Origin of the sequence: Brevefilum fermentans (assembly GCF_900184705.1) — a bacterium.
GTDB classification, from domain to species: Bacteria; Chloroflexota; Anaerolineae; order Anaerolineales; family Anaerolineaceae; genus Brevifilum; species Brevifilum fermentans.
Genome location: NZ_LT859958.1, coordinates 1,904,950 through 1,928,181, shown reverse-complemented (window position 1 = coordinate 1,928,181; position 23,232 = coordinate 1,904,950). Strand labels below are relative to the sequence as shown.

Sequence of the window (23,232 nt, the reverse complement as noted above, 5' to 3'; positions counted from 1 at the left end):
ATGGATTAATTATAATCCAATGATTATTTTTCTATCAAATACATTTTAGCACATATGTTCAGTCTGTCAAGTGCTCAATCCAGGGCAGCATCCAGCAAAATGAACGGGTCAAATAGCTGGTAATACCCGCTCATCCGCCACAGGCAGTAATTGCCCATCTGCTGTGGGGTGTAGATGTCATAATGTGCCATGGATTCGAAATCCGCCCCGGACGGTCCCAGGCGAGTCTCTAAATGGAGATGTGGACTGCTGGAATAGCCTGTATTTCCAACCGTGCCAAGAACTTGCCCGCAGCGAATTGGATCTCCAAATTCTAACGTAGACGGGTTTTCCATATGAGCATACAGGTGATAAACAGAAAAATCACCGGTGATCGTTGGCGGATCAACCGGAGGGCAATACAGCCGATAGTGTGGGTCTTCCGGTACAGGCAGGTAACCGCCCAGGAGTTGTTTCTGAAGCGGCTCGGGTAAGTCAGCAAGCGGGGTCTCGATCATGACCCCATAACCGTATGGAAGATCATCTGCAGGAAAAGAAAATACGGTCATCCCGGCCATGATTGCGTAGATTTCAATGCCTTCTATGGATTCACGGTCTCCGCGCCGATAATAGGCAAAATCAACGCCGTGGTGCCCGGTATCCTGCCCAAAGTGGGGTGGGATGTTCAGGGGGTTGGCCAGGATCAACGGCAGGCTATCGAAGGTTTCGTCTTCCAGGGGCGAACACAGCAAGAAAACGGGTGTCGGGGTGAGGCTGGGCGCTGTTGTCGGTGTGACTGTGCTGGTGGCTGTCTGGGTTGGTAAGGCGGTTTGTGTGGGGCTGGGCGGCGTCGGGGTAAAAGTGGGACTGCTTGCCAGATGATTTGTCTGGCAAGCAGTGAGGAAGCAGACAAGTACCAGCAAAATCAACTTCATGATGCAGGTTGAATGCGACGGCATTCCATGTAGAACCGCTTTGTTTTTGCGGAACCCATCGAAAACGTCTTGCGCGGCAGGGCACCATCGAGGATCATCGTTTTGAACAGGTCTGATTTGTCCATTCCGGGGATATAAAAACCGACATTTCCTTCGACCGTTCCCATTTCAAACAGCACGTCTTCGCCATGGATGTAGTCGATTTTTTCAGCGCCTTGATTTGCCATGAACATATCCAGGAAGTGTTGTAGCGTTCCCACGGGCAAGTTTTCTTTGGCATCGTGAATGGTGATTAATTTCAGCCCATCAGAGGTGATCATACCAACTTTATGAACCGATCCCCGGGCAGCATCAACGGCTGCAATTAATTCTTCAGGAGTGTCAACCTCCTCAACCCGCAAGCTGTCGCCCCAATAGGCGTGCATCTCTTGCAGGATATCGGTGTTCAGATCAAACAAGACGCGGTAGATGGGTTCAAAGGCTAACGCAGGATCGTGAACATTCTCAATCTCAACCAGGGCATATCGAGCCGGATGATCGCTGCCAACGCTTGGTTTGATCTCTTCCCAAATGGCTTTTGCGGTAGCCAGAGAGTGATTTCCATCGCCCATGGCAAACAACATGGGTTGGTGTTTCCCCGGTTCAAGAGCGTATTTATTAGCGAAAGTTTCCGGGTCGATGAGTTGTTCTAATGCGGTAAGAATGCCTTGCTGGATGGCATCGTTATTGATGGCATAACCTTCCAAATGACCGCTGCCGAGCATGAGCTCAAAGTCGTACAATTTTTCAAATGTGCCCAATTGATCTTCAAGGGGCCCGAAAACGGTATCCAGGGGATCATCGAACAGGACCAGAATGTGGGGCGTTTCCAGAACAGCCTGTTTGCGGATGCGGATGCGGGGCGGCAGCCGATCAACAATGGTGCCTTCTGAGGCTCGAATCAGGGTTTGCGCGCCCGGGGTGTAATCATAGTGCTCTAAATCAAGGCAAACCATCAATCCCCGCCGTGTTTGACCGTTCAACTTGCGACGCACGTAAATAAATCCTTCCATGGACGTGAAAATGCCCGACTGGAGGTAATTTTGCATTGCGATATTGGCGTTTTTAATGCGTTCTTCTTCCTGCGGAGTTTCAAGGAATACTTCCGGGAGAATCATGTGGTATGTGGAAGGCGCGTCACCGACGATGTTTTCAACTTCCTGCCAGTATTCGGGTTGCGCTGTAAATTGATCGCAGGCAATAACAGCCCATTTCCGCAGATCGATGTTTTTATTAGGAAGGAGGATGCGGGGGGTTTTTATGCCGATTTTTTGATACTTGTGCATTTGCTTTTCCTTTGCTGGTTCGTGATTTTGTTCTTATTTTAACTGAAATTAAAAAAATATGGAATCGCAAACCTGTTTTATAAAAATCGCAATTATTCTCAAAATATTCAATGAATTAAACCAATCCATGGCTTTTATGGTTGCTGTTGGTGTCAAACAATAAAATAAGGCAGCCAATGTCTCGGCTGCCTTGATAGTACTTTTTTTTGAAAGAGAAAGTCGATTAGTCTTTGACCTGTTGTTGATTGATGCCGGCAACGTAGGCAATGCCGATTGTACCAGGGCCCGTGTGGGTGCCCAGTACCGGGCTGAGCGTCGCGAACATGAGCTCTTCCGGTTCAAATTTTTGTTCAGCGACTTTGAGCAACCCCTGTCCTGTTTCTTCAGCAGCGGCATGCACAACGCCTAAAAAATTAATCGGAGATTTGTCACCGACCTCAGCTTCAACCAACTCAATCAAACGTTCATGGGCACGCTTGCTTGTGCGCACCTTCTCAAGAGCTTCAATTTTGCCATCTTTGAGAAAAAGAATGGGTTTAAGCTGCAGGGCAGTGCCTAAAAAGCGCGAAGCGCCACCAATTCGACCGCCACGGTGAAGAAATTCCAGGGTGTCTACCGCAAAAAAGACCTGGGTATGGTCACGCACGGTTTCAACCGCCTTCACACATTCTTCTAAGGACATACCGTTTTTGGCAGCTCGGGCAGCGGCTAAGGCCATAAATGCCATGGGAAGAGAAGTGTATTGCGAATCAACCAGCGCAATGTTGGCGTCTGGAAGCATCTTTTTAGCCTGTAAAGCGGAATCCAGCGTCCCCGAAAGCGCCGATGAAATCACGATGGTCAGGATGTCGTACCCTTCGGCGTGTAATCTTTTAAAGACATCGTAAAAAGCCTGAATCGACGGTTGTGACGTGGATGGCATCTGTTCTGCAGTGGAAAGGCGTTTATAAAATTCTTCTGGTCCAATTTCAACATTGTCCAGGAACGTCTCTTCACCCCAAATTACAACCAGGGGCACAACATTGATCTGATATGTAGAAATAATTTCTTCTGGCAAATAAGCCGTGGAATCGGTTACTATCGCAATTTTTGACATCGATATTCCTTTCGTAAAACGAGTTTCATTTTTCATTTCTTGCTCGGTCAATACTATTAACCCCTGTTGGTAAGTTCAGTTGCGTTACGGCTTTTTTCCGAAAATCCAATCTTCGATGAAGGAGATCATAATTATGCCGTCAGTAAGATGATCCACTTGACCTGAAGGTGGATACATACTAAAATCACCATTTGGTAATTTGACGAAAAAAGTAACATTGCTGGTTAATTGTGTTTGAAAATCTGACCGAACGCTTATCAGGGATATTTGAAAATTTGCGCCGTCGAGGACGCCTGTCTGAGGCGGATGTTGATGCTGCCATGCGCGAAGTCCGCCTGGCTTTACTGGAAGCGGACGTTCATTATGGTGTTGTTAAGCAGTTCACCAACCGGGTTAAAGAACGCGCCGTTGGTCATGATATCTCCAGGGCACTCAACCCTGCCCAACAGGTCATCAAGATCGTCAATGAAGAATTAATTCAAACCCTGGGACCTCCAAGTTCGTTGCAACTGAAGGGCGAACGACCGTATGTGATTGTGCTGGTAGGTCTGCAGGGCTCGGGAAAGACAACCGCAGCTGCAAAGCTTGCCAAACGGTTGAGAGCTATGGGTGAACGCACCATGCTGGTCGCCGCAGATCCTTACCGTCCTGCAGCAGTGACCCAATTACAAACCCTGGCAGAGCAAATTGGGGTGCCGGTTTTCCATGATGCCGACCTTACACCGCCAAAATTAGCTGAAAAAGCCTATCAAACCGCGCGTAAAGGCGGGGTCAGTGTGGTCATTCTTGATACCGCTGGGCGTTCGCAGATGGACCAGGATTTGATGGATGAGCTGCGTGCCATCGAGAAAAAAGTGCCTGTGACCGAAACCATCCTGGTTGTTGATGCTATGATTGGTCAGGAGGCGTTGAATGTTGCCCAGGGATTCCGCCAGGCGCTGCCTTTATCGGGCTTATTTTTAACCAAAATCGATGGTGATGCACGCGGCGGCGCTGCCATTTCGATCAGGGAAGTCACCGGCATTCCCATTAAATTCCTGGGCGTTGGTGAGTCTATCGATGCGATTGAGGAGTATAATCCAGATAGGCTGGCCTCACGAATTTTGGGAATGGGCGACTTGCTTGGTTTAATCGAGAAGGCTGAATCAGCCTTCGACCAGCAAGAAGCGGAAAAGCAAGCTGAAAAATTGATGCGCGGCGAGTTCACCCTTGAGGATTTTGCCAAGCAATTGAAGCAGATGCGCAAGATGGGTCCTCTGGCACAGGTAATGGAGATGTTGCCCGGGCATATGGGCCAGGTCGCCAGGCAGGTTGACCCGCGCGAAGCTGAGGATCAACTGAAACAGATCGAAGCGGTGATTAACTCGATGACAGTCGAAGAGCGCCGCAGTCCGAAAATATTAAATGCCAGCCGCAGGCGCAGAATTGCGCGTGGGTCTGGATTGGAGGTGCAAGTGGTCAACCAGGTCATGAAACGCTTCCGAGAGACACAGCGGCTGATAAGCACCCTGCAAAAATCAGGCGGTAAAGGCTTAGGACGCTTGATGGGGTAGCCTGAAGATGAGAAAGGTGCGCGTTCCCTTCAACGCTCCCTCGACCCTTTCAATAGAATCGGGCAATGTATAGGATGAATAAACAGACAAGAGGAGCATAAATTCGATGGTAAGAATTCGATTACGCCGGGTGGGTCCCCGGAATCAGGCAAGTTATCGGGTGATTGTCGCCGATAAGGAAAGTCCACGCGATGGGCGGTTTATTGAAAATGTTGGGCATTACAACCCACGTACACACCCTTCTACAATTGTTTTGAACGACGAGCGCATCATCTATTGGTTGGGAGTTGGTGCCCAGCCCACAGAAGCGGTAGATGGACTGTTCAAACAAGTTGGTCTGTGGGAGCGTTACGAGCGCTTTAAAGCCGGAGAGGACCTTGAAGCTCTGGTTGCAGAAGCTGAAAAGATTTACAAAACACGAGTGAGTGATCTGCGCACCAACCCACCACAGACCCATTAACGCCAGAAAAAGTACCGAGGTAGATATGGAAGGCGAGAACTTGCAAGGATTGGTTGAGTTTATCGCTCGATCACTGGTCGATGACCCGAGTGAGGTTAAGGTTAACAAATACCAGCGTGGTTCCACCATTCAACTGGAATTGAATGTTTCAAAAGAGGATATGGGCCGTGTGATCGGAAAATCGGGCCAGGTCGCCAATGCCATTCGAACATTGCTGAAGGTTGCAGCAGCACGAGAAGGTCAACAAGTCAATTTGGATATTGTTGAACCCTATTAAAGGCAATAGGGTGAAAATGCCTCTTAAAAATGGAAATGATGCAGGCTCAGGCAAGAATGCTGAGCCTGCCTTTCTTGTCATAGGAAAATTGCGGCGTGCGCATGGGGTTTCGGGTGAAATTGCCCTGGAGGTGTATTCTCGCATTCCGGAATTGTTAAGCGTTGACCGAACGGTTTTCATTGGGGAGACTTACCAACCGTTTACCATTCAATCCACACGCCCCAAGGGTAAACTCTTATTATTGAAGTTTTTTAAAATTAACGATCGCACGAAAGCGTCTGGGTTGACCAACCAGCTTGTTTATACCAGGTCTGATCACCTGCCGGGGTTGCCTGAAGGTGAGTTCTTTTTCCATGAACTGATCGGTCTGGATGTTTTTGACACCGAGGACCATTACCTGGGCGTGTTGACAGAAATTCTTGAAACCGGTGCCAACGATGTTTATCTGATTAGAGATCAGGCAGGAGGAGAAGTTTTAATTGCCGCGGTCGATGAAAACATCCTGGAGATTGACCTGGAGCGGGGGCGGATGACCGTTGCTGTCATCCATTGGTATGGTGAGGGGGATTGATGTCCGATGAGAAGAAATACTGGATTGGCTTCAACCAGGTTAAGGGTATAGGGTCAGTCCGATTCAAACAAATTCAGGCACATTTTGGGGATCTATCGACCGCCTGGCATGCGCCAATTGAGGCGTTTCGAGAAATTGGCTTACCAGACAAGGTTTTGAAGAATATCTTTGAATTGCGGAGATCGCTTGATCTCGATCGTTATTATGAACAGGTCTTGCAGGGTGATGCCCACGTGCTAACACTGCTGGATCAGGATTATCCTAAATTGCTGAAAGAGATTGACCAGGCACCACCCGTGATTTACGTCAGGGGCAGCCTGTTGCCGGCAGATGAATTCGCTGTGGCAATGGTCGGTACGCGCCGGGTGACGGCTTACGGTCAGCAGGTGACTCGAGATACCAGCACTTACCTGGCAGGGCATGGGTTGACGATTGTCAGCGGGCTGGCGCGCGGGGTGGATGCCCTGGCGCATCAGCACGCTCTGCAGGCGGGCGGCCGAACCATTGCCGTGTTGGGGTGTGGCGTGGATGTGATCTACCCACCAGAACACCGCCAGCTGGCTGAAGCAATTGTGGAAAGCGGCGCGCTGGTCAGCGATTACCCGCTGGGAACCCAACCCGAAGGGAGCAACTTTCCGCCCAGGAATCGGGTTATATCGGGGCTTTCCCTGGCGACAATTGTGGTCGAAGCGGGTGAACGCAGCGGGGCATTGATTACAGCTGATTTTGCGGTTGAACAGGGCCGGGACGTGTTTGCTGTGCCAGGAAACGTTTTTTCGCCGGCAAGTCGGGGCACAAATCGCCTGATCCAGAAAGGAGCTTATGTACTGGTTTCGCCACAGGACGTGTTGGACCTGCTTGACTTATCCCAGGTAGAAGATTATAAAGACGCACGACAGGTATTGCCGGCAGATACCACTGAAGCGAAAATTCTGCTGGCGATGGACTATGAGCCCATTCACATTGATGAGCTTTGCAACAAGACGGGGTTGCCCGTAGAAAAGGTCTCAGCGTCCCTCACCATGATGGAATTGAAGGGGATGGTTCAGCATGTGGGTGGGATGAGATATGCAGCAATCCGCGAGATGAGCGGAAAGTGAGGTCAGGATGAATTACGATCAATATTATGCAGTGATCATGGCAGGCGGCAGTGGGACGCGTCTCTGGCCGCTTTCGCGAAAGGGTCAGCCCAAACAGACCCTGACCCTGACAGGAAAGCGCTCACTGTTCCAATGTGCGGTAGATCGATTGCAGGGTTTATTCCCCTTTGAAAGAATTTTGGTTGTGACGATTGCCGACCAGGTTGAATTACTCAGCCGGGAATGCCCAGAAATTCCGCTTGACAATTTTATTATTGAACCGATGCCGCGCGGCACAGCCTCGGTGGTTGGTTTAGCCGCAGTTGCGCTTAACGCCAGGCAGCCTGGTGCGACCATGGCCATCCTGACGGCTGACCACTTGATGAAGAATGCTGAGCACCTGAGGCAGTTGCTGCGCTCTGCTTTTGCTGTTGCTCAGCAGAACGCCCTGGTGACCCTGGGAATCACGCCTGGTTACCCGGCAACAGGTTATGGCTATATTCAAAAAGGGATGCAAGTTGGCACCTTTGAAGGACTGAACGTCTTTGAGGTAAAAAAATTCAAAGAGAAACCTCACGAAGATCAGGCTCGGTTGATGATTGTCGATGGTGAACATGTGTGGAATTCAGGGATGTTCATCTGGCGCGCGGATACGGTGATGAACGAAATCAAACGCCAGATGCCCGATTTGTTTCATAAACTGGGTGAAATCGCTGAACACTGGACCCAACCGACCCGAGAACAAACGCTTGGAACGGTTTGGCCAACGATTCAACCGCAGTCAATCGACTATGGCATTATGGAAAACGCCCAAAATGTTGCTGTGATCCCTTCAATCGACCTGGGTTGGAACGATGTGGGAAGCTGGGAATCGCTGTTTGATTCCATAGAGGGTGATGATGCTGGCAATATTGTCCTGAGGGGCGATCCTATCCTGCTTGACACACAGGGTACACTCGTTTGTGATGATTCATCCAAAGGTCTGATCGTCACGCTTGGTGTGGAAGACCTGATCATCATTGATTCCGGTGATGCGATTTTGATCTGCGACCGGAAACAATCACAACGGGTGCGCGAAGTTGTTGATTACCTGAAAGCGCATGGCTACGAAGATTATTTGTAGGAGTTTTATAAATTGGAAACCTATTGTGTAAAATGCCGCCAAAAGCGGGAATTAATTGAACCCGTCGCGGGTTTTAATGCTGCAGGAGGCCCGGTGACCAGGGGTGTCTGTGCTCATTGCGGCACTAAAATGGTGCGGATGGGTAGAACAGAGGCACATGAGGGATTACCGCAGCCTGAAGTTAAACGGAAAAAAGAGATTGTGCGCAAAGGCAATCTGGTGATTGTGGAATCGCCTGCCAAGGCAAAAACGGTCAACCGGTTCCTGGGAAAGGGCTACACGGTGCGTGCATCCATTGGTCATGTGCGCGATCTTCTGCGTTCGAAATTATCCGTGGATATCGACAACGATTTTACGCCCCAGTACCGGGTGCCGAAAGAAAAGCGGGAAGTTGTTAAGGAAATTAAGGAGTTAGCGCAAAAAGCCGAATCGATTTACCTGGCAACTGATCCTGACCGCGAGGGCGAAGCAATTGCCTGGCATCTGATGGAAGCGGCGGGAATCGACGCAGAGCGCACCCACAGGGTGGTTTTCAATGAGATCACGGAAGACGCTGTTAAGCATGCCTTTGCCAACCCGCGGGGAATCGACATGGACCTGGTCGATGCTCAGCAAACACGCCGTATTCTGGATCGTTTGGTTGGATACGGGATCAGCCCCATATTGTGGAAGAAAGTGCGCAGTCGACTTTCTGCCGGACGGGTTCAATCCGTTGCCTTGCGATTGGTTGTTGAACGCGAGCGTGAGATAGACGCCTTTGACCCGGTTGAATACTGGTCAATCGACGCGGATTTACTGCCTGAGGGCGGGCAGGTTGCCTATCGCGCCCGGCTTGTCAAAATCAATGGTGATGATCCGCAACTGGGCAATCAAGCGCTTGTGGAGCCCATTCTGGCTGACATGCGCTCGGCAGCATATACGGTTGAAGCCATCAAGCACGGAAAACGCAAACGGAACCCACCGCCGCCTTTTATCACCAGCACATTACAGCAGGATGCCTCTCGCAAACTGGGATTCACGGCTCGTAAAACCATGGCGGTTGCACAACAATTGTATGAGGGCATTGAGCTGGACGGAATGGGAACCACGGGTTTGATCACCTACATGCGGACCGATTCGACCAATATCTCTAAAATTGCCACGGATGAGGTGCGGCAATATATCAAGACGCAATATGGCGACATGTACTTGCCGGAAAAACCACCAGTGTATAAGACTCGTGCCCAATCCGCGCAGGAAGCGCATGAGGCTGTGCGTCCGACATCCATTCACCGGACTCCTAAAACGATCAGGATGTACCTGACGCGAGATCAATTCAAACTTTACCAGTTGATCTGGCAGCGGTTTATTGCTTCCCAGATGACGCCAGCGATTTATAAAACTCTATCCGTCGATGTCCGGGGGGAGGGCGATCAGAGCCTGTATTTGTTGCGGGCTTCCGGAAGCCAGCTTGAATTTCAGGGGTTTATGTATATTTATGAAGAAGGAAAGGATGAAGACCATACGGAAGAGGATGAGGGCGCCAGTGATCGCATCCCTATCGATGATATTAAAGAAGGACAACCACAAAGCCTTCAGGAACTCTATCCTGAACAGCACTTTACACAACCTCCGCCGCGTTATACTGAGGCTTCCCTGGTCCAGGCACTTGAGGAGAATGGCATCGGACGCCCTTCGACCTATGCACCGATCCTGACCACGATTCAAAATCGCGGTTATGTTCTCAGAAATGATAAACGCCTTGTTCCGACTGAAATCGGTTACCTGGTGAACGATCTGGTGGTGGAGTTCTTCCCCAATGTGGTCGACATTGGTTTTACTTCAAGTCTTGAAAATCAGTTGGATATGATTGCACAGGGTGATACCACCTGGGTGGAGGTGATCCGAGAATTTTATGCGACCTTCGGTGAGCTTCTGGCGCATGCTGAGGCAGCTATGCCGGAAAAGAAGGCTGAGCCGGAGCGGGTAGGACGAACTTGCCCGGAGTGCGGTCATGATTTGATTCTGCGTTGGGGCCGCTACGGCAGGTTCATCAGTTGCAGTAACTTCCCTGAATGCCGCTATACTGAGCCTTACCTTGAGAAAATTGGCATGACATGCCCGGTGTGTGCACAGGGTGATGTGGTCAGGCGCAAGACAAAACGCGGACGAACCTTTTATGGATGTTCCCGCTTTCCGGATTGTGATTTTACTTCGTGGAAACAACCCATTCCACAGCGATGTCCAAACTGCCAGGGCACACTGGTTTTGTCCAATGAACGCCTTGTGGAATGTATGCAATGCAAGGCGACTTTCTCGCGAGATGAAATCATGGATGATCATGATGTGGCATAAAGCTTGCACAGGTTAATCTGAGTTTCGCACTTGCGCGAAATGATCGTTTATTCTAAAATTGTAGTAAAGTTTGTTCTTTAATTAAAAGCTAAGGAGCTAACGATGAACTCGGAGAAGCTAAAAAAGTATCTTGAAGATTTCCGCATCATGCTGGCGGTTGGAGCTGTGATTGGATTGGCTCTGGGTTTGGTGATCGGATGGGGCATCTGGCCTGTGCAATGGACAGACCTGGCGCCTTATCACTTGCGCCCAGATTTGAGAGAAGATTATTTGCGGATGTCGATTTATACGTCGACCTCCGTGGGTAATGTGGCGATTGCACAAAAGGCTTGGTCTGAACTGGGCGATACAGCAGAGGAAACCATGGCTGAGGTTCGCAATCAGCCTGGTTATCTTTCAGATGGACAAATTTCCAGTTTTCTGGCAGCCGTTGGGGCGGAAAAAGTCGAGGTTCTCCCTGAAATTGAAGAGACTGCCCCTCAGGTGAGCCCCGAAATTAAGGGCAGTGGTCCGAACTGGCTGTTGTTAGGAGGTCTGTGTATTGCCTTGGTGGCTGTGATTGCTGGCGTAGCTGTGTTTTTGTACCTGAGATCAAACAGAACCCAGGCAGAAAAACCGGAAGCGCTCGATCAACATGGCATGCCTCCTGAAGCTGGATACGATCAGGGCATGCCGCGTCACTCGCCTGAGCCTGAATCCGTTTACGTGCCAGCATTTCATGCTGAACACACCGAGCCCGTGGCTCAATTTATGACAACCTACATGCTGGGCGATGATTTTTACGATGATTCCTTCAGCATCGATTCGCCAACAGGAGCCTTTTTGGGGGAGTGTGGTGTTGGGATTTCGGAAACGGTTGGTGTGGGTGAACCCAAGCGTGTGACCGCATTTGAGATTTGGTTATTTGATAAAGATGATATTCAAACCGTGACCAAGGTGATCATGAGTGGTTATGCCTATCAAGATGATAAACTCCAACTGCGTTTAGAATCAAAGGGCGAGTTGGTTTTAGCTGAACCCGGGAAGAAGGTTTTATTAGAAACCGCAACCCTTCAGCTTGAAGCCCGCATCATTGATATGGAATATGGCGAAGGTGCTGCACCTGACTTGAGCTTCTTTGATCGGCTGACTTTGGAACTGGCTGTTTGGCCTAAGGTAGCTGCTTTATCTTAGAGAGCAATTTTGTTTACATAAAAATATGAGGCTGCCATTTTGGGCAGCCTCTTTTTTACTCAATGTTCAGGATTTCAAGCTCAATGATTTCTTGATTGGGCAAGACGACTTTAACACGATCCCCCACTTGATGTCCGACCAGCGCACTACCAACGGGAGATCGGTAGGATATTTTCCCTTCGCTGGGGTTGGCTTCATTGCTGTCCACCAGCGTGTAGCTTTGAGGGGGATCGTCAGCTACTTTGAAGGTAACTTTAGCGCCGATAGCAACCTCATCGTAATTGACCTGGGCTTCAATCACCTCTGCATGCAACAAAATGGCTTCTATTTCCTGGATACGACCCTCCAGGAAACCCTGGTCTTCCTTGGCTTTTTGATAATCCGCATTTTCTGATAGGTCGCCCATGGAGATGGCTTGCTTTAAACGCTCTGAAATTTTCTTGCGCTCATCTTCTTTCAGGTGTTTAAGCTCGGCTTCAAGTTTTGCTTTTCCTTCTGGCGTCAGATAGTGTGTGTTGTCGTTCATCGTTTCTCGTTCCTCAAATAAGAATTATTAATCAGGGAATGGTTTTGGGGTCGAATAATTTCTGATACTCGCCGATGGCATACCCATCAGTCATTCCGGCAATGTACTCACATACGGTGTGTTCAAGCCCGAGTTCATCAATCATCTTTTGGTATTGCGGTGGTAAAGTGGCAGGCTCAGCGACAAAGGTATTGAATAAAGCTTCGATTATTCTTTCAGCTTTGACAGCCATACGCGTCACCCGAAAATGCTTATAGAGATTTTTATATAAGAAATCCTTTAATTCTCGGTTTCGGCGGTGCATATCTTCGCTAAATCCAGCCACGTTGTAGGGTAGTTTTTGCAGTTCTTCGACTGTACGGATGCCGCTGCGCCGAATCATGCGGTCAATGGATTGGATCAAATCAGTGATCTCGATGCTGATTAAACGGCGGATCAGTTGATGGCGTGCCAGGTCGTCCAAATCTTTGCTGCGGCGTCGTCCTATGCTCTCATTGACAACCTCCCACAGGGAGATTCCCGCCAATTGATCCGCTGTGATCATTCCAGAGCGCAGTCCATCATCCAGGTCGTTTGCGGTACAGGCCAATTCATCAGCAACATTGGTGATTTGCGCTTCGAGGTGTCCGCGCAATTTGGGGTCAAAATCCTGATTAATCAAGGGGGCGTGTTCGCTTTCGCGCTTAACAATCCCTTCCACAACCTCCCAGGTGAGATTGAGTCCGTCAAATTCAGGGTAGCGGTTCTCAATTTTGGTTACGATGTGAAACGCATGCCGGACATGGTTGAAACCCCCGTGATCAACCATCAGGCGAGCCAGGGCGCGTTCTCCAGCAGAGCCCAGGGGTGGGTGACCCAGGTCGACCGCAAGTGAAATGGTTTCTACCAGGTCTTCATTGGCGCCCAGCGCGCGTGCAATGCTGCGCCCAATCTGAGCCACTTCGAGGGTGTGAGCCAGGCGGGAGCGATGGTGGTCGCCTTCGTCATTGATGAAGACCCGGGCTTTATATTCCAGGCGCCGAAAAGCATTTGTGTGCAGGATACGGTCCCGGTCGCGCTGAAAAACCGTGCGATAATCCGGTTCATCTTCTGGTTGTTTTCGGCCTTTGCTGTCCTTGCTGCGAATGGCATAAGGTGCCAGGAATTGCTCTTCTAATTCTTCGAGTTGGTGACGCGTGAATATCATTTCGTAGTCTCTCCGAAATTAAACCTAAAAGGTGATTATACCGGATAAACAGGCTTGCTCAACCGGGTTGCTCTTATTGGTGAGCAATCCATGTTCCAATTTGTGTGCCTGGCTGGGAGAGCAATTCCTGCAGATTTCCAGCCTTCAAGCCGGAAAAAATGGTGACTTCGAGCGCCGGGTTTTCTTGTACCAGTTTGACCATGGCTTGAACTTTGGACAACATGCCGCCGGTGACATCCACAGCCTGGGATGGCGCGAGGGCGGGTTGGATTTGCTCAAAGTTTCCAGGTGTAATCCGCGCGATGGTTTCCCCCGGGTTTTGCGGATCGCCATAGACCCCGGCATCCTGACCGGCAATCAGGATCTGCTGAGGGCATAACGGTTGGACCAGGCTCTGAAACAAGTCTTCTGTTGAGAGGATGGTGCCCCCTAATTCAAGATCAAAGACCACATCACCATACACCACCGGGACAAGGTCATGCTCGATGGCGAGTTTAATCGGTTGAGTGTCCCAGGCGTGAACACGACGGTTCTTTGCAGTGACCATAGCTAAGGGCGGGAAGACGACAACGGGCAGACCGGAGCGGGTTAACGCCTCAACGACCAGCAAGTTCAAGGCGCGTGCGGCTTGCCACACCTCGCAAAACCCCTGCCAGTATGCCGTGCCTTCACCCCCGGAATGAGTCTGGTAGCGATTGGCGACATCATGCCCAAAAGACCCCGAACCATGCCCGATCAAGAGGCGCAACCCTGGCGAGGTCTTCATTGCTGCAGAAATCTCTTCTGCCAGGCGAGCGATGACATCCAAGCGGGGGGTAAGGGGCTTTGTTTTATCGGTGATTAACGATCCCCCTAATTTCAGAAAAACCAAACGGGATTGATCCATTATGTTTCACCTTTGTTGAGTGTTGTGGTGATGACCCGGGTAGCGCCTGCTTCCAACAGGGCAGATTCGATCGACTGTGTATTTTGTGTGGGCGCCAGGGCGATCATGTTGCCGCCGCGCCCGCCGCCAGAAAGCTTTGCGCCAACCGCACCGGCAGTCAGCGCTGCTGAGATGAGTTTGTCTAATTTCGGACTGCTGACGGTTAATTGCTCAAGGAGGCGTTGATTGTCACCCATTAATTGACCCAAGAGATCGATGTTGCCTGTAATCAAAGCCTGGCGGGCAGTAAATGCAATTTCTCCGATCTGTTCAAAGATGGGGTGATAAGTTTCCGGGTCCAGCGCTTGCAGTTTACGAACAGCCGCGACGGTATCTTTTGTTGATGTTTTTTCACCGGTATCGGCAATCACCCAATGGGTAGGTTGTTGAATTTCCAGGTGTTCGATGGGCTTGCCGTGGGTGAAGAAAACCGGTTTTTGGTGGGCGATGACATAATTATCGATGCCGGAAGGCGTGCCGTGATGAATTTTTTCAACCTCGAATGCCAGGGAAGAGATTTCCCCGGCAGTCAGCGGTTTGCCGAGGAAATCCGTTAATGCGCGAATGGTTGCGATGGCGATTGCTGCGCTGGATCCCATTCCAGCCGCGATGGGAATCGTCGATGAAATCAGCAGGGTGAGGGACGGCAGGTGATCGAGGTTGACCGCATTGAGAACCTGTTGGATCGTCACAGCGAAGGGGTGTTCCTCGTCAAGGTCAGCCAGATCAACGTCGAGCTGAATGTCCGGGGCTTTGATGTGCACCTGGTTCTTGCGCCCAGCAACTTCCGGAATCACTCGCGTCGTGGCATAGACTTTGTTGACCGGGATGGCGATTGCAGGTTGAGCATAGACAACAGCATGTTCACCAAAGAGGATGATTTTCCCGGGCGCTTTTGCATAAATGGCAGGCATATTTTAATCCAGGTCAGAGCCAGTACAGAATCACCACAACGGTGATACCCCACAGGAGGATCGCGGCTTGCATCGGGCGGTCGGAAACAACAATATCTTCGGGTGTGCCGCCAGAATTTTCAATCCGCACCAGGTAGAGATAGCGGAAAAGCCCATAGATCACAAAGGGGATGGTGAACATCATGTGGTAGCTGTCGGGTGTGTTTGTCGTTGAAAAGGTATACAGGCAATAGGTCATCAGCGTGGCAGACAGGACGATGGTTAATAACTGATCCAGGAGTTCAAGTGTGTAACCGTTCAGAACGCGCCGGTGTGAAGGCGCCTGCGTATTGAGGAGCTCAATCTCAGACCGACGCTTTCCCAGCCCGATGAATAAAGCCAGAAATACGGTTGCGACAACCAGCCAGGGAGAAAAGCGCTCAGTTTCAATGATCATTACACCAGCCGCGACACGCAAGACAAAACCCGCAGCAATGATCATGACATCGATCAGGGCGATATGCTTTAACCACAGGGAGTAAGCCAGCATGAGGATGAAATAGGCTGCAATAATCCATCCCAAAGCGGTGTTTAGGAAAAATGCTGCTGGAAAGGTGAACAAACCCAGCATGACCAGCGCGATGATTGCAGAGCGTTGTGATAGCGCTCCGGAAGCCAGCGGGCGATGCTTTTTTATCGGATGCTGCCGGTCAAATTCGATATCGACAAGGTCATTGATGATGTAAATCATGCTGGATGCCAGGCAAAATAAAAACGCCGCCGCCAGGGTGAGAAGAAATGATGCTAAAGAGAAAAGCTGACGGTCAAAAACCAAACCTGCAAACACAAACACGTTTTTTAGCCATTGTTTTGGTCGCATGGTTTTGACGATGTTGTGTAGTTGATTGCTCATTTGCCTGTTTCTATACAGTGGGTCTTTCGTTGAGAATTTCTTTGATCCTGTTATTGGGACTTTTGATGGTTCCTTCGCTTTCCCTGCAGGAATATGCACAATTCAATCGTGTCGAGATTAGCCGCGAGCTTTTGGGTGCCAGAACGCGCAGGAAACGAGAGTGAAACATGTTTTACCCGCAACAGAGACACTTGTGAACATCATGGTACATTGAAATTATACCAAATGCGACCCAAATAATGCTATCATGCACTTCGATTTGAAGATAATTTCCCTTTCGGCATTTAGAGATACAATTAATTGATGAAAAAAATGCGGATTGATCAATTGCTGGTAGAACGCGGCCTGGCTGAAAGCCGAAACCGGGCACAGCGCCTGGTGATGGCGGGTGAGGTGTGTGTTGCGGGCGAGCTGGTCGATAAACCTTCAATGCAGGTTGCGTTTGATGCGCAGGTCACGTTAAAAGCACGACCGAAATTTGTCTCGCGCGGCGGAGAAAAATTGGCAGCAGCCCTACAGTCCTTTTCTGTTAAAACGGCAGGTCGGGTGTGTGCCGATGTGGGAGCGTCGACGGGTGGATTTACCGATTGCTTGCTGCAAAATGGCGCAGACAAAGTCTATGCCATTGATGTGGGATACGGGTTGTTGCACTGGAAGCTTCGCCAGGACCCGCAGGTGGTGGTGATGGAACGAACCAACGCGCGCTATCTTGATCGACTGCCCGAAGCGGTAGACCTGGTCACAATTGATGCATCTTTCATCTCGTTAACGCTGCTTCTTCCGGTTGTAAGGGGCTGGTTTGATGGCTCAAGTGGAGGGGTGATCGCGTTGATCAAACCCCAATTTGAGGCTGGTCGAAAACAGGCTGCAGTACATGCCGGGGTAATCAAAGATCGAGCGGTGCACGCACAGGTTCTGGACAAAATCCTGGCGGAAGCCTCTGCTTCAGGGTTTTTTCCACGGGGTTTGATCCCTTCGCCCATCCGCGGTCCTAAAGGCAATATTGAATTCCTGGTCGATCTACGATTGACGCCTGGAGATCCGATTGACCTTGAGAAGATGATCGACGATGCACTGGAGCATGCGGCTCATCTGGACCAGGCATAATGGTTTCATGGACAGAGACTTCGTATAGTATTATTAATAAAGTGTCTTCCTGATTAATTATTTCGAATTCGGTTATACTCAATATCTATGAAAGATAATGTAAGAAATTTCTGCATCATTGCCCATGTTGACCATGGAAAATCGACCCTGGCTGATCGTATGCTGCAAATGACCGGCACGATCGCTGATCGGGATATGACCGAACAGGTTTTAGACAGCATGGACCTGGAACGGGAAAAAGGAGTCACGATCAAAGCCTCGGCTGTGCGAATGGCGTACCAAGGCACTGACGGGCAACCTTATGAATTGAATCTGATCGACACCCCTGGTCATGTGGATTTCAATTATGAGGTCAGCCGGGCTTTGGCTGCCTGTGAAGGGGCGCTGCTGGTCGTGGATGCAACCCAAGGCATTGAGGCACAAACCCTGGCGAACCTTTACCTGGCATTGGAATCGAACCTGGTCATCATCCCTGTAATCAACAAGATTGATTTGGCTTCCGCTCAAACGGATGCTGTCGCTGAGGATCTGCAAAACCTTTTAGGAACGCCATTGGATGAGATCATCCACATTTCAGCCAAACAGGGTTTGAACATCGACCAGGTGCTGCAGGCGATCGTTGAACGTATCCCGCCACCGACCGGTCAGGATGATCAGCCCCTGGAGGCGTTAATCTTCGATTCGCATTATGATTCTTACAAGGGTGTGGTCGCCTATGTGCGGATCTTTAACGGCACGGTTACCCGGAACAATCAACTGTTGATGATGTCGACGAAAGTGAAGACCTCGCCGGTGGAGATCGGTGTATTTTCGCCTAATCTCAAGCCAGTTGACGTGTTGAAAGCAGGCGATGTTGGTTATATCGCCACTGGTTTGAAGACGGTTTCGGAATGCCGGGTTGGAGATACGATTACCTTTGCCTCCGGAGGCGTTCCACAACCGTTGCCAGGATATCAACAAGCCAAGCCAATGGTGTATGCTGGCGTTTACCCCACGGAAGGCGAGGACTACTCGGATTTACGCGAGGCGCTCGACAAGTTGCAGCTCAATGATGCATCTTTGACCTTTGAGCCGGAGACCTCAGAAGCGCTCAATTTCGGGTTTCGCTGCGGCTTTTTGGGACTGTTTCACATGGAGATTATCCAGGAACGGCTTGAGCGAGAATACGATATGGATGTCGTGTTTACTGCGCCCACCGTTGAATACCGGGTTAAGCTCAATAACGGTGAGCTGGTGAAGGTTTCTTCGCCTGCTGAATTGCCTGATGAGAGTTTGATTGAACAAATCTTTGAACCCTGGATGGACCTGACCATCTTCACACCGACGGAGTACTATGGTGTCGTGATGGACCTGGTCAGAAGCAAACGTGGGATTTTTGTCTCCCAGGAATACCCCTCACCAACCCGGGTACAGATCTTATGTGAGATTCCTCTTTCTGAACTGATTATTGATTTCTTTGACCAGCTTAAATCCGGTACACGTGGTTATGCTTCTATGGACTATTACTTCAAAGAGTATCGCCCTGAAAACCTGGTTAAAGTGGAGATCCTTGTCAATGGGGAGCCTGTTGATGCGTTAACCGCCATTGTGCATAAAAATGACGCTTACCATAAGGGTCAGGCACTGGTTTCACGGCTTAAAGGGCTGATTCCACGGCAGCTCTTTACGATTCCCATTCAAGCTTACTCGCAGGGCAGGGTGATCTCGCGCGCAAACGTAAAAGCGTTACGCAAGGACGTCCTTGCGAAGTGTTATGGCGGCGATATCACGCGAAAAAAGAAGCTGCTCGAAAAGCAGAAAAAGGGTAAACGGCGGATGAAGATGGTGGGCAACGTGGAAATTCCGCAGGAAGCCTTCATGGCGATCCTCCGACTGGATAAATAATGGCGAAGAAGCGTGTCATCGCCGGGTTACTGCGCTGGCTGATACCATTATTGATCAGCGGTCTGGTGATCTGGCTGGTATTGCGAGCAATCGACTTCCAAACGTTGATCTCAAATTTAGCGCTGATACGCTGGCAAACGTTGCTTTATGCCAGTATTGTCTTTTTCCTCAGCTATTTTTTGCGTGTATTCTGCTGGCATACCCTCCTGAGACGAAAAGTTTCTTACTGGGATGCTTTTTTCACCATGGGCGTCGGCTATTTGCTGAATAATATCCTACCATTGCGACTGGGTGAAATTGCCCGTGCGGTCATGCTGGATCAATCAAGGCGGATTTCACCGTTCGAAGTCTTTTCCAGCGTGATCGTCGAGCGAATTTTTGATGTATTTTTGGCAGCGATATTCATCTTAAGCGTTCTTCCGAGGATTTTAAGCAGCGGTTTTGATTTACGCCTGATTTTTGCTGTCTTCCTACTGACGCTGATGGGGTTGATCGGGTTGTTCCTGGTTGCAAAATATCGAGATCGCTTATCCGCCTGGTTTTCTCGATGGGGTGAAAGCTCCCGATTCATCGGAGGCTGGTTGGCGCCAAAAATCACCCATGCCCTGGAGGGTTTTGCCGTTTTGACTGATCTAAAAGCATTCACGATCGCTTTTGGCAGCCTCGTGTTGAGCTGGTGGCTGGCATTTGGTCAGACCATGATCATTTTTAGAGACCTTTATCTGAACCCTCCATTTTGGTGGATGATCTTTGTACTTAGCGCGGGTGCATTTGCCGCTGCACTTCCCTCTGCGCCGGCGGGATTAGGCGTCTATGAAGGCGCCGTGATGGCTGCCTTTGCTGTTTTGGGTGTTGATATGGAAACTGCCTTAACATACGCAATTGTGACTCATGGTATGAGTATTTTATTTACCACGCTCATCGGTCTGGTTGGCTTAAAAATGCGTGATGAGGCGCTGATCGCCTTTGTTCAGCGCGTGTTGGAACATTCACCGAGGAAGCAGGAAATTGGGAGAGCGTGATGAAAATCTTGATTATCCTGACGTATTTCCAGCCGCATAAATCAGGACTGACCGTGTATGCAGTGCGCCAGGCTCATGCCCTGGCAGCATTGGGGCATGAGGTCACTGTGCTGACATCACAGTATGACCGCTCGCTGCCTGAGCGGGAGTTTACGGATGGCGTTGAGGTGATCCGGGTACCCGTTGCCTTTCGCCTTTCCAAAGGCGTAATCATGCCGCGCATGCCATTCAGCGCGTGGCGGTTGATCAAGAAAGCCGATGTGGTCAACCTTCATGTGCCCCAGGTGGATGCAGCATTAATCGCCATCCTCGCCAAATTGCAAGGGAAGCCCGTGGTGCTGACCTATCATTGCGATTTGCACATGCCCGCTGGCTGGCTCTCCCAGCTTGCAGGAGGTGCGGCCATTTTGGCAAACCGTATTTCTGCCCACTTTGCGGATGTAATTGTTCACAATACCCGTGACTTTGCGGAACAGTCGCCCTTCTTGAAACGGTTTTTGGACAAGTTGACCGTGATCCCGCCACCCATTATTTGTGAACCGGTTTCTGCTGAGCAAATCAACGCTTTCCAGGATAAATTCGATATTAATCCCGAACGGCGGATCATCGGAATGGTGGCGCGTTTGGCATCAGAAAAGGGCGTTGAGTACCTGGTCCAGGCGATGCCGGCTGTATTGCAAGCACACCCTGACGCCCAGGTGATTTTTGTCGGCGAGTATCAACGGGTGATTGGAGAACATGCCTATCGCGAAAAATTATTGCCGCTGATTGATGCCCTTGGTGAGCACTGGACTTTTTTGGGTGTGGTCACCGAGGAAGAAAAAGCTGCTTTTTACCATGTTTGCGACGTACTGGTTCTGCCCAGCATCAACAGCACAGAATCTTTCGGGATGGTGCAGGTTGAAGCGCTGATTAGCGGTACGCCTGTGGTCGCTACGGATTTGCCCGGCGTCCGGCAGCCCGTATTAACAACCGGTATGGGGAAAATTGTGCCCGTGATGGATGCTGCAGCCCTGGCGCGTGGTATCCTCGCAGTGCTGGAATCAGGCATGCGGGTTGAACCCGGTCAGATCAAACATATCGCTGCGCACTACTCCCCGCAGACGATAGCCGAAGCTTACGAAATCCTTTTCGAACAACGGGTTGGTGACCATGGATAGCCAGGAACTGGATGAAATTCTCTGGCGGCACTTATCCAGCCTGCCTTATTTTCGGGGGTTTTTACGCGCGATTGAAGACCGATTTTTCCAGGAGATCACAATAGAGGCACCGGTGCTGGACCTGGGTTCCGGCGACGGTCACTTTGCGGCAGCAGCTTTTAAAGAAAAATTGGATGTCGGGATGGACCCCTGGGTTGCGCCAACATTGGAGGCGCGCCGCAGGCAAGCTTACCGCTCCCTGGTTCTGGCTGAAGGTGGTCACATCCCGTTTAGAAGCCAATCCTTCAACACGGTGACGAGTGTATCTGTTATGGAACATATTCAGGAGTTGGAACCTGTGCTGGAAGAAGTGATGCGGGTGTTAACTCCCGGGGGAAGGTTTGTGTTTTGTGTTCCCAATCACCGTTTTCCCCAAGCCCTGAGCGTGCGAAAATTCCTGACGAAAATCGGCTTACCACGTCTGGGCAGGGCTTACAGTCGCTTTTTCAACCGCATTGCGCGCCATGCGCATACGGACGCTCCGGAAATATGGAAAGAACGGCTGACCCGGGCGGGTTTTGTACTTGAACAGAGCTGGGATTACTTCCCTCCTGATGCCCTGCGCGTCCTGGAATGGGGGCACCCCCTGGGACTGCCGTCCCTGTTCTCTAAAAAACTGTTTGGACGCTGGATTCTGATCCCAACACGCTGGAACCTGGCTGTCCCCTGGCATTGGACTCGTAAATTTATGGATAACCCCCGGTCTGCAGAAGGTGTGTGTTCATTTTTCATTGCGCGGAGACCTGCATGAAGAACCTGAGCGCCTGGCTGTATTACGCCAAATCCTTGTTGGAAATCCTGGTCTGGTTTAAAAATTGGCCGTCGTTAATCCCATTATTTTTGTGCAGATCAAGGACCAGCATCAAGAAATTAAAATTGCGCCGTCCAACACTGGAAGTCATGGTGCGTAGTGCGATGGATGTTTGGTCTGTAAAAGAAACCTTCGTAGACCAATTCTACACTCGCTATGGCGCACCGGTTGAGGAGGGGTGGACCGTGGTGGATATCGGTGCAGGAATCGGCGATTACAGTCTTTATGCAGCGCATGGGAATCGCTCAGGCGTCATCTACGCCTATGAACCTTTTCATGAGTCTTACGCGTTATTAAAATGCAACCTGGCTCTGAACGGCATTGAGAATGTGCACACTCGCCAGCAGGCTGTTTGGGGATCAGCCGGAGAGGTGCAATTGGACCTTTCGAGCGGAGAGCCGCTGCAGATCAGTAGCAGTGAGAGGGTTGGTAGGAACAGGGTTGCGGGGAAAACTTGTGTCGAAGCGGTGATTTTGCTGGACCTGCTGCGCGAGGAAAGGATAGAAAAGATTGATCTGCTCAAGCTGGATTGCGAAGGGGCTGAATATGAGATCTTCTTCAAAGCCCCGGCGGATGTGTTTGGCAAAATCGAGCGGGTGATCATGGAATTCCACGATTTGGATGAAACGCGCAACCACAGGGCATTGATCAGGTTTTTCAGAGAACAGGGTTATGCTGTCATTTGCCATCCGAATCTTGTGCACGGGGAGATCGGCTATTTATTTGCCTACCGCTCATAACGCCCCGCTATATCTGCTTCACTGAACTTTTTTGCCAGAACGATTTTGTCTACAGATTGAAATGCTCCACAGTTGTCAGGATATGGTCGTTAGGGTATCATATTTTCCAGATTAAGAAATT

The 23,232-nt window shown here is 50.2% G+C and carries 22 protein-coding genes; 14 read left to right on the top strand and 8 right to left on the bottom strand.

Annotated features, from left to right (window positions below; translation table 11 throughout):
• Window positions 1–74: 74 nt before the first annotated feature.
• The 3 genes from CFX1CAM_RS11530 to CFX1CAM_RS08370 all read right to left on the bottom strand — a co-directional run bounded on the left by CFX1CAM_RS11530 (window position 75) and on the right by CFX1CAM_RS08370 (window position 3,335).
• Window positions 75–902: a M23 family metallopeptidase gene (locus tag CFX1CAM_RS11530; protein ID WP_231940975.1), complete on the bottom strand. Its 828-nt coding sequence runs from the start codon at window positions 900–902 to the stop codon at window positions 75–77.
• Between the two features lie 8 nt (window positions 903–910).
• Entirely contained in the window at window positions 911–2,239 is a 1,329-nt protein-coding gene (locus CFX1CAM_RS08375) for a DUF1015 domain-containing protein (protein ID WP_087862590.1), read from the bottom strand.
• A gap of 223 nt (window positions 2,240–2,462) precedes the next feature.
• Window positions 2,463–3,335: a DegV family protein gene (locus CFX1CAM_RS08370; RefSeq protein WP_157891803.1), complete on the bottom strand. Its 873-nt coding sequence runs from the start codon at window positions 3,333–3,335 to the stop codon at window positions 2,463–2,465.
• 230 nt (window positions 3,336–3,565) lie between these two features.
• Here CFX1CAM_RS08370 and ffh point away from each other — a divergent pair, with 230 nt between their 5' ends.
• The 8 genes from ffh to CFX1CAM_RS08330 all read left to right on the top strand — a co-directional run bounded on the left by ffh (window position 3,566) and on the right by CFX1CAM_RS08330 (window position 11,905).
• Window positions 3,566–4,888, top strand: a complete 1,323-nt coding sequence (gene ffh / locus CFX1CAM_RS08365; RefSeq protein WP_173745457.1) for a signal recognition particle protein — start codon at window positions 3,566–3,568, stop codon at window positions 4,886–4,888.
• 106 nt (window positions 4,889–4,994) lie between these two features.
• The gene (rpsP, locus tag CFX1CAM_RS08360; protein WP_087862587.1) at window positions 4,995–5,348 is read left to right on the top strand and encodes a 30S ribosomal protein S16; all 354 of its coding nucleotides are present in this window, start codon (window positions 4,995–4,997) and stop codon (window positions 5,346–5,348) included.
• 25 nt (window positions 5,349–5,373) lie between these two features.
• The gene (locus tag CFX1CAM_RS08355) at window positions 5,374–5,625 is read left to right on the top strand and encodes a KH domain-containing protein (RefSeq protein ID WP_197687115.1); all 252 of its coding nucleotides are present in this window, start codon (window positions 5,374–5,376) and stop codon (window positions 5,623–5,625) included.
• Between the two features lie 16 nt (window positions 5,626–5,641).
• Window positions 5,642–6,196, top strand: coding sequence for a ribosome maturation factor RimM (rimM, locus tag CFX1CAM_RS08350; protein ID WP_087862586.1), 555 nt, complete (start codon window positions 5,642–5,644; stop codon window positions 6,194–6,196).
• Complete coding sequence (gene dprA / locus CFX1CAM_RS08345; RefSeq protein WP_087862585.1) at window positions 6,196–7,296, top strand: DNA-processing protein DprA; 1,101 nt, start codon at window positions 6,196–6,198, stop codon at window positions 7,294–7,296. Before rimM ends, dprA begins: the two co-directional genes overlap by 1 nt.
• Before the next feature lie 7 nt (window positions 7,297–7,303).
• On the top strand, window positions 7,304–8,398 hold the full coding sequence (locus CFX1CAM_RS08340; RefSeq protein WP_087862584.1) for a mannose-1-phosphate guanylyltransferase: 1,095 nt from the start codon (window positions 7,304–7,306) through the stop codon (window positions 8,396–8,398).
• Between the two features lie 12 nt (window positions 8,399–8,410).
• Window positions 8,411–10,732: a type I DNA topoisomerase gene (gene topA, locus CFX1CAM_RS08335; RefSeq protein WP_087862583.1), complete on the top strand. Its 2,322-nt coding sequence runs from the start codon at window positions 8,411–8,413 to the stop codon at window positions 10,730–10,732.
• Between the two features lie 102 nt (window positions 10,733–10,834).
• Window positions 10,835–11,905, top strand: coding sequence for a hypothetical protein (locus tag CFX1CAM_RS08330; RefSeq protein WP_087862582.1), 1,071 nt, complete (start codon window positions 10,835–10,837; stop codon window positions 11,903–11,905).
• A gap of 55 nt (window positions 11,906–11,960) precedes the next feature.
• Here CFX1CAM_RS08330 and greA read toward each other — a convergent pair whose 3' ends face one another.
• The 5 genes from greA to CFX1CAM_RS08305 form a co-directional block, all read right to left on the bottom strand.
• Window positions 11,961–12,431, bottom strand: a complete 471-nt coding sequence (gene greA, locus CFX1CAM_RS08325; protein ID WP_087862581.1) for a transcription elongation factor GreA — start codon at window positions 12,429–12,431, stop codon at window positions 11,961–11,963.
• 31 nt (window positions 12,432–12,462) lie between these two features.
• Window positions 12,463–13,617 (bottom strand): deoxyguanosinetriphosphate triphosphohydrolase, encoded by a 1,155-nt coding sequence (locus CFX1CAM_RS08320; RefSeq protein ID WP_087862580.1) that lies wholly within the window; start codon window positions 13,615–13,617, stop codon window positions 12,463–12,465.
• Between the two features lie 73 nt (window positions 13,618–13,690).
• Entirely contained in the window at window positions 13,691–14,503 is an 813-nt protein-coding gene (locus CFX1CAM_RS08315) for an isopentenyl phosphate kinase (RefSeq protein ID WP_087862579.1), read from the bottom strand.
• Window positions 14,503–15,456, bottom strand: a complete 954-nt coding sequence (mvk, locus tag CFX1CAM_RS08310) for a mevalonate kinase (protein ID WP_087862578.1) — start codon at window positions 15,454–15,456, stop codon at window positions 14,503–14,505. The genes CFX1CAM_RS08315 and mvk overlap by 1 nt, the downstream gene beginning before the upstream one ends.
• A gap of 13 nt (window positions 15,457–15,469) precedes the next feature.
• Window positions 15,470–16,348 (bottom strand): decaprenyl-phosphate phosphoribosyltransferase, encoded by an 879-nt coding sequence (locus tag CFX1CAM_RS08305; RefSeq protein WP_087862577.1) that lies wholly within the window; start codon window positions 16,346–16,348, stop codon window positions 15,470–15,472.
• Window positions 16,349–16,651: 303 nt separating this feature from the next.
• Between CFX1CAM_RS08305 and CFX1CAM_RS08300 the strand changes: the two genes are divergently transcribed.
• From CFX1CAM_RS08300 to CFX1CAM_RS08275, 6 genes are all read left to right on the top strand, one after another.
• A complete protein-coding gene (locus tag CFX1CAM_RS08300; RefSeq protein WP_087862576.1) occupies window positions 16,652–17,455 on the top strand; it encodes a TlyA family RNA methyltransferase in 804 nt (267 codons plus the stop codon).
• Window positions 17,456–17,542: 87 nt separating this feature from the next.
• Complete coding sequence (gene lepA, locus CFX1CAM_RS08295) at window positions 17,543–19,339, top strand: translation elongation factor 4 (RefSeq protein ID WP_087862575.1); 1,797 nt, start codon at window positions 17,543–17,545, stop codon at window positions 19,337–19,339.
• The gene (locus CFX1CAM_RS08290; protein WP_087862574.1) at window positions 19,339–20,361 is read left to right on the top strand and encodes a lysylphosphatidylglycerol synthase transmembrane domain-containing protein; all 1,023 of its coding nucleotides are present in this window, start codon (window positions 19,339–19,341) and stop codon (window positions 20,359–20,361) included. The genes lepA and CFX1CAM_RS08290 overlap by 1 nt, the downstream gene beginning before the upstream one ends.
• Entirely contained in the window at window positions 20,361–21,521 is a 1,161-nt protein-coding gene (locus CFX1CAM_RS08285) for a glycosyltransferase family 4 protein (RefSeq protein WP_087862573.1), read from the top strand. The genes CFX1CAM_RS08290 and CFX1CAM_RS08285 overlap by 1 nt, the downstream gene beginning before the upstream one ends.
• A complete protein-coding gene (locus tag CFX1CAM_RS08280; protein WP_087862572.1) occupies window positions 21,514–22,311 on the top strand; it encodes a class I SAM-dependent methyltransferase in 798 nt (265 codons plus the stop codon). The genes CFX1CAM_RS08285 and CFX1CAM_RS08280 overlap by 8 nt, the downstream gene beginning before the upstream one ends.
• Window positions 22,308–23,111 carry an FkbM family methyltransferase gene (locus CFX1CAM_RS08275; protein WP_087862571.1) on the top strand — a complete coding sequence of 268 codons (804 nt, stop codon included), beginning with the start codon at window positions 22,308–22,310 and terminating at the stop codon, window positions 23,109–23,111. Before CFX1CAM_RS08280 ends, CFX1CAM_RS08275 begins: the two co-directional genes overlap by 4 nt.
• Window positions 23,112–23,232: the final 121 nt, after the last annotated feature.

Coding starts and splice junctions, on each gene's coding strand:
- CFX1CAM_RS08375 (WP_087862590.1), bottom strand. CDS start 2,239: ATGCACAAGTATCAAAAAATCGGCATAAAAACCCCCCGCATCCTCCTT.
- CFX1CAM_RS08370 (WP_157891803.1), bottom strand. CDS start 3,335: ATGTCAAAAATTGCGATAGTAACCGATTCCACGGCTTATTTGCCAGAA.
- rpsP (WP_087862587.1), top strand. CDS start 4,995: ATGGTAAGAATTCGATTACGCCGGGTGGGTCCCCGGAATCAGGCAAGT.
- CFX1CAM_RS08355 (WP_197687115.1), top strand. CDS start 5,374: ATGGAAGGCGAGAACTTGCAAGGATTGGTTGAGTTTATCGCTCGATCA.
- rimM (WP_087862586.1), top strand. CDS start 5,642: ATGCCTCTTAAAAATGGAAATGATGCAGGCTCAGGCAAGAATGCTGAG.
- dprA (WP_087862585.1), top strand. CDS start 6,196: ATGTCCGATGAGAAGAAATACTGGATTGGCTTCAACCAGGTTAAGGGT.
- CFX1CAM_RS08340 (WP_087862584.1), top strand. CDS start 7,304: ATGAATTACGATCAATATTATGCAGTGATCATGGCAGGCGGCAGTGGG.
- CFX1CAM_RS08330 (WP_087862582.1), top strand. CDS start 10,835: ATGAACTCGGAGAAGCTAAAAAAGTATCTTGAAGATTTCCGCATCATG.
- greA (WP_087862581.1), bottom strand. CDS start 12,431: ATGAACGACAACACACACTATCTGACGCCAGAAGGAAAAGCAAAACTT.
- CFX1CAM_RS08320 (WP_087862580.1), bottom strand. CDS start 13,617: ATGATATTCACGCGTCACCAACTCGAAGAATTAGAAGAGCAATTCCTG.
- CFX1CAM_RS08315 (WP_087862579.1), bottom strand. CDS start 14,503: ATGGATCAATCCCGTTTGGTTTTTCTGAAATTAGGGGGATCGTTAATC.
- mvk (WP_087862578.1), bottom strand. CDS start 15,456: ATGCCTGCCATTTATGCAAAAGCGCCCGGGAAAATCATCCTCTTTGGT.
- CFX1CAM_RS08305 (WP_087862577.1), bottom strand. CDS start 16,348: ATGAGCAATCAACTACACAACATCGTCAAAACCATGCGACCAAAACAA.
- CFX1CAM_RS08300 (WP_087862576.1), top strand. CDS start 16,652: ATGAAAAAAATGCGGATTGATCAATTGCTGGTAGAACGCGGCCTGGCT.
- lepA (WP_087862575.1), top strand. CDS start 17,543: ATGAAAGATAATGTAAGAAATTTCTGCATCATTGCCCATGTTGACCAT.
- CFX1CAM_RS08290 (WP_087862574.1), top strand. CDS start 19,339: ATGGCGAAGAAGCGTGTCATCGCCGGGTTACTGCGCTGGCTGATACCA.
- CFX1CAM_RS08285 (WP_087862573.1), top strand. CDS start 20,361: ATGAAAATCTTGATTATCCTGACGTATTTCCAGCCGCATAAATCAGGA.
- CFX1CAM_RS08280 (WP_087862572.1), top strand. CDS start 21,514: ATGGATAGCCAGGAACTGGATGAAATTCTCTGGCGGCACTTATCCAGC.
- CFX1CAM_RS08275 (WP_087862571.1), top strand. CDS start 22,308: ATGAAGAACCTGAGCGCCTGGCTGTATTACGCCAAATCCTTGTTGGAA.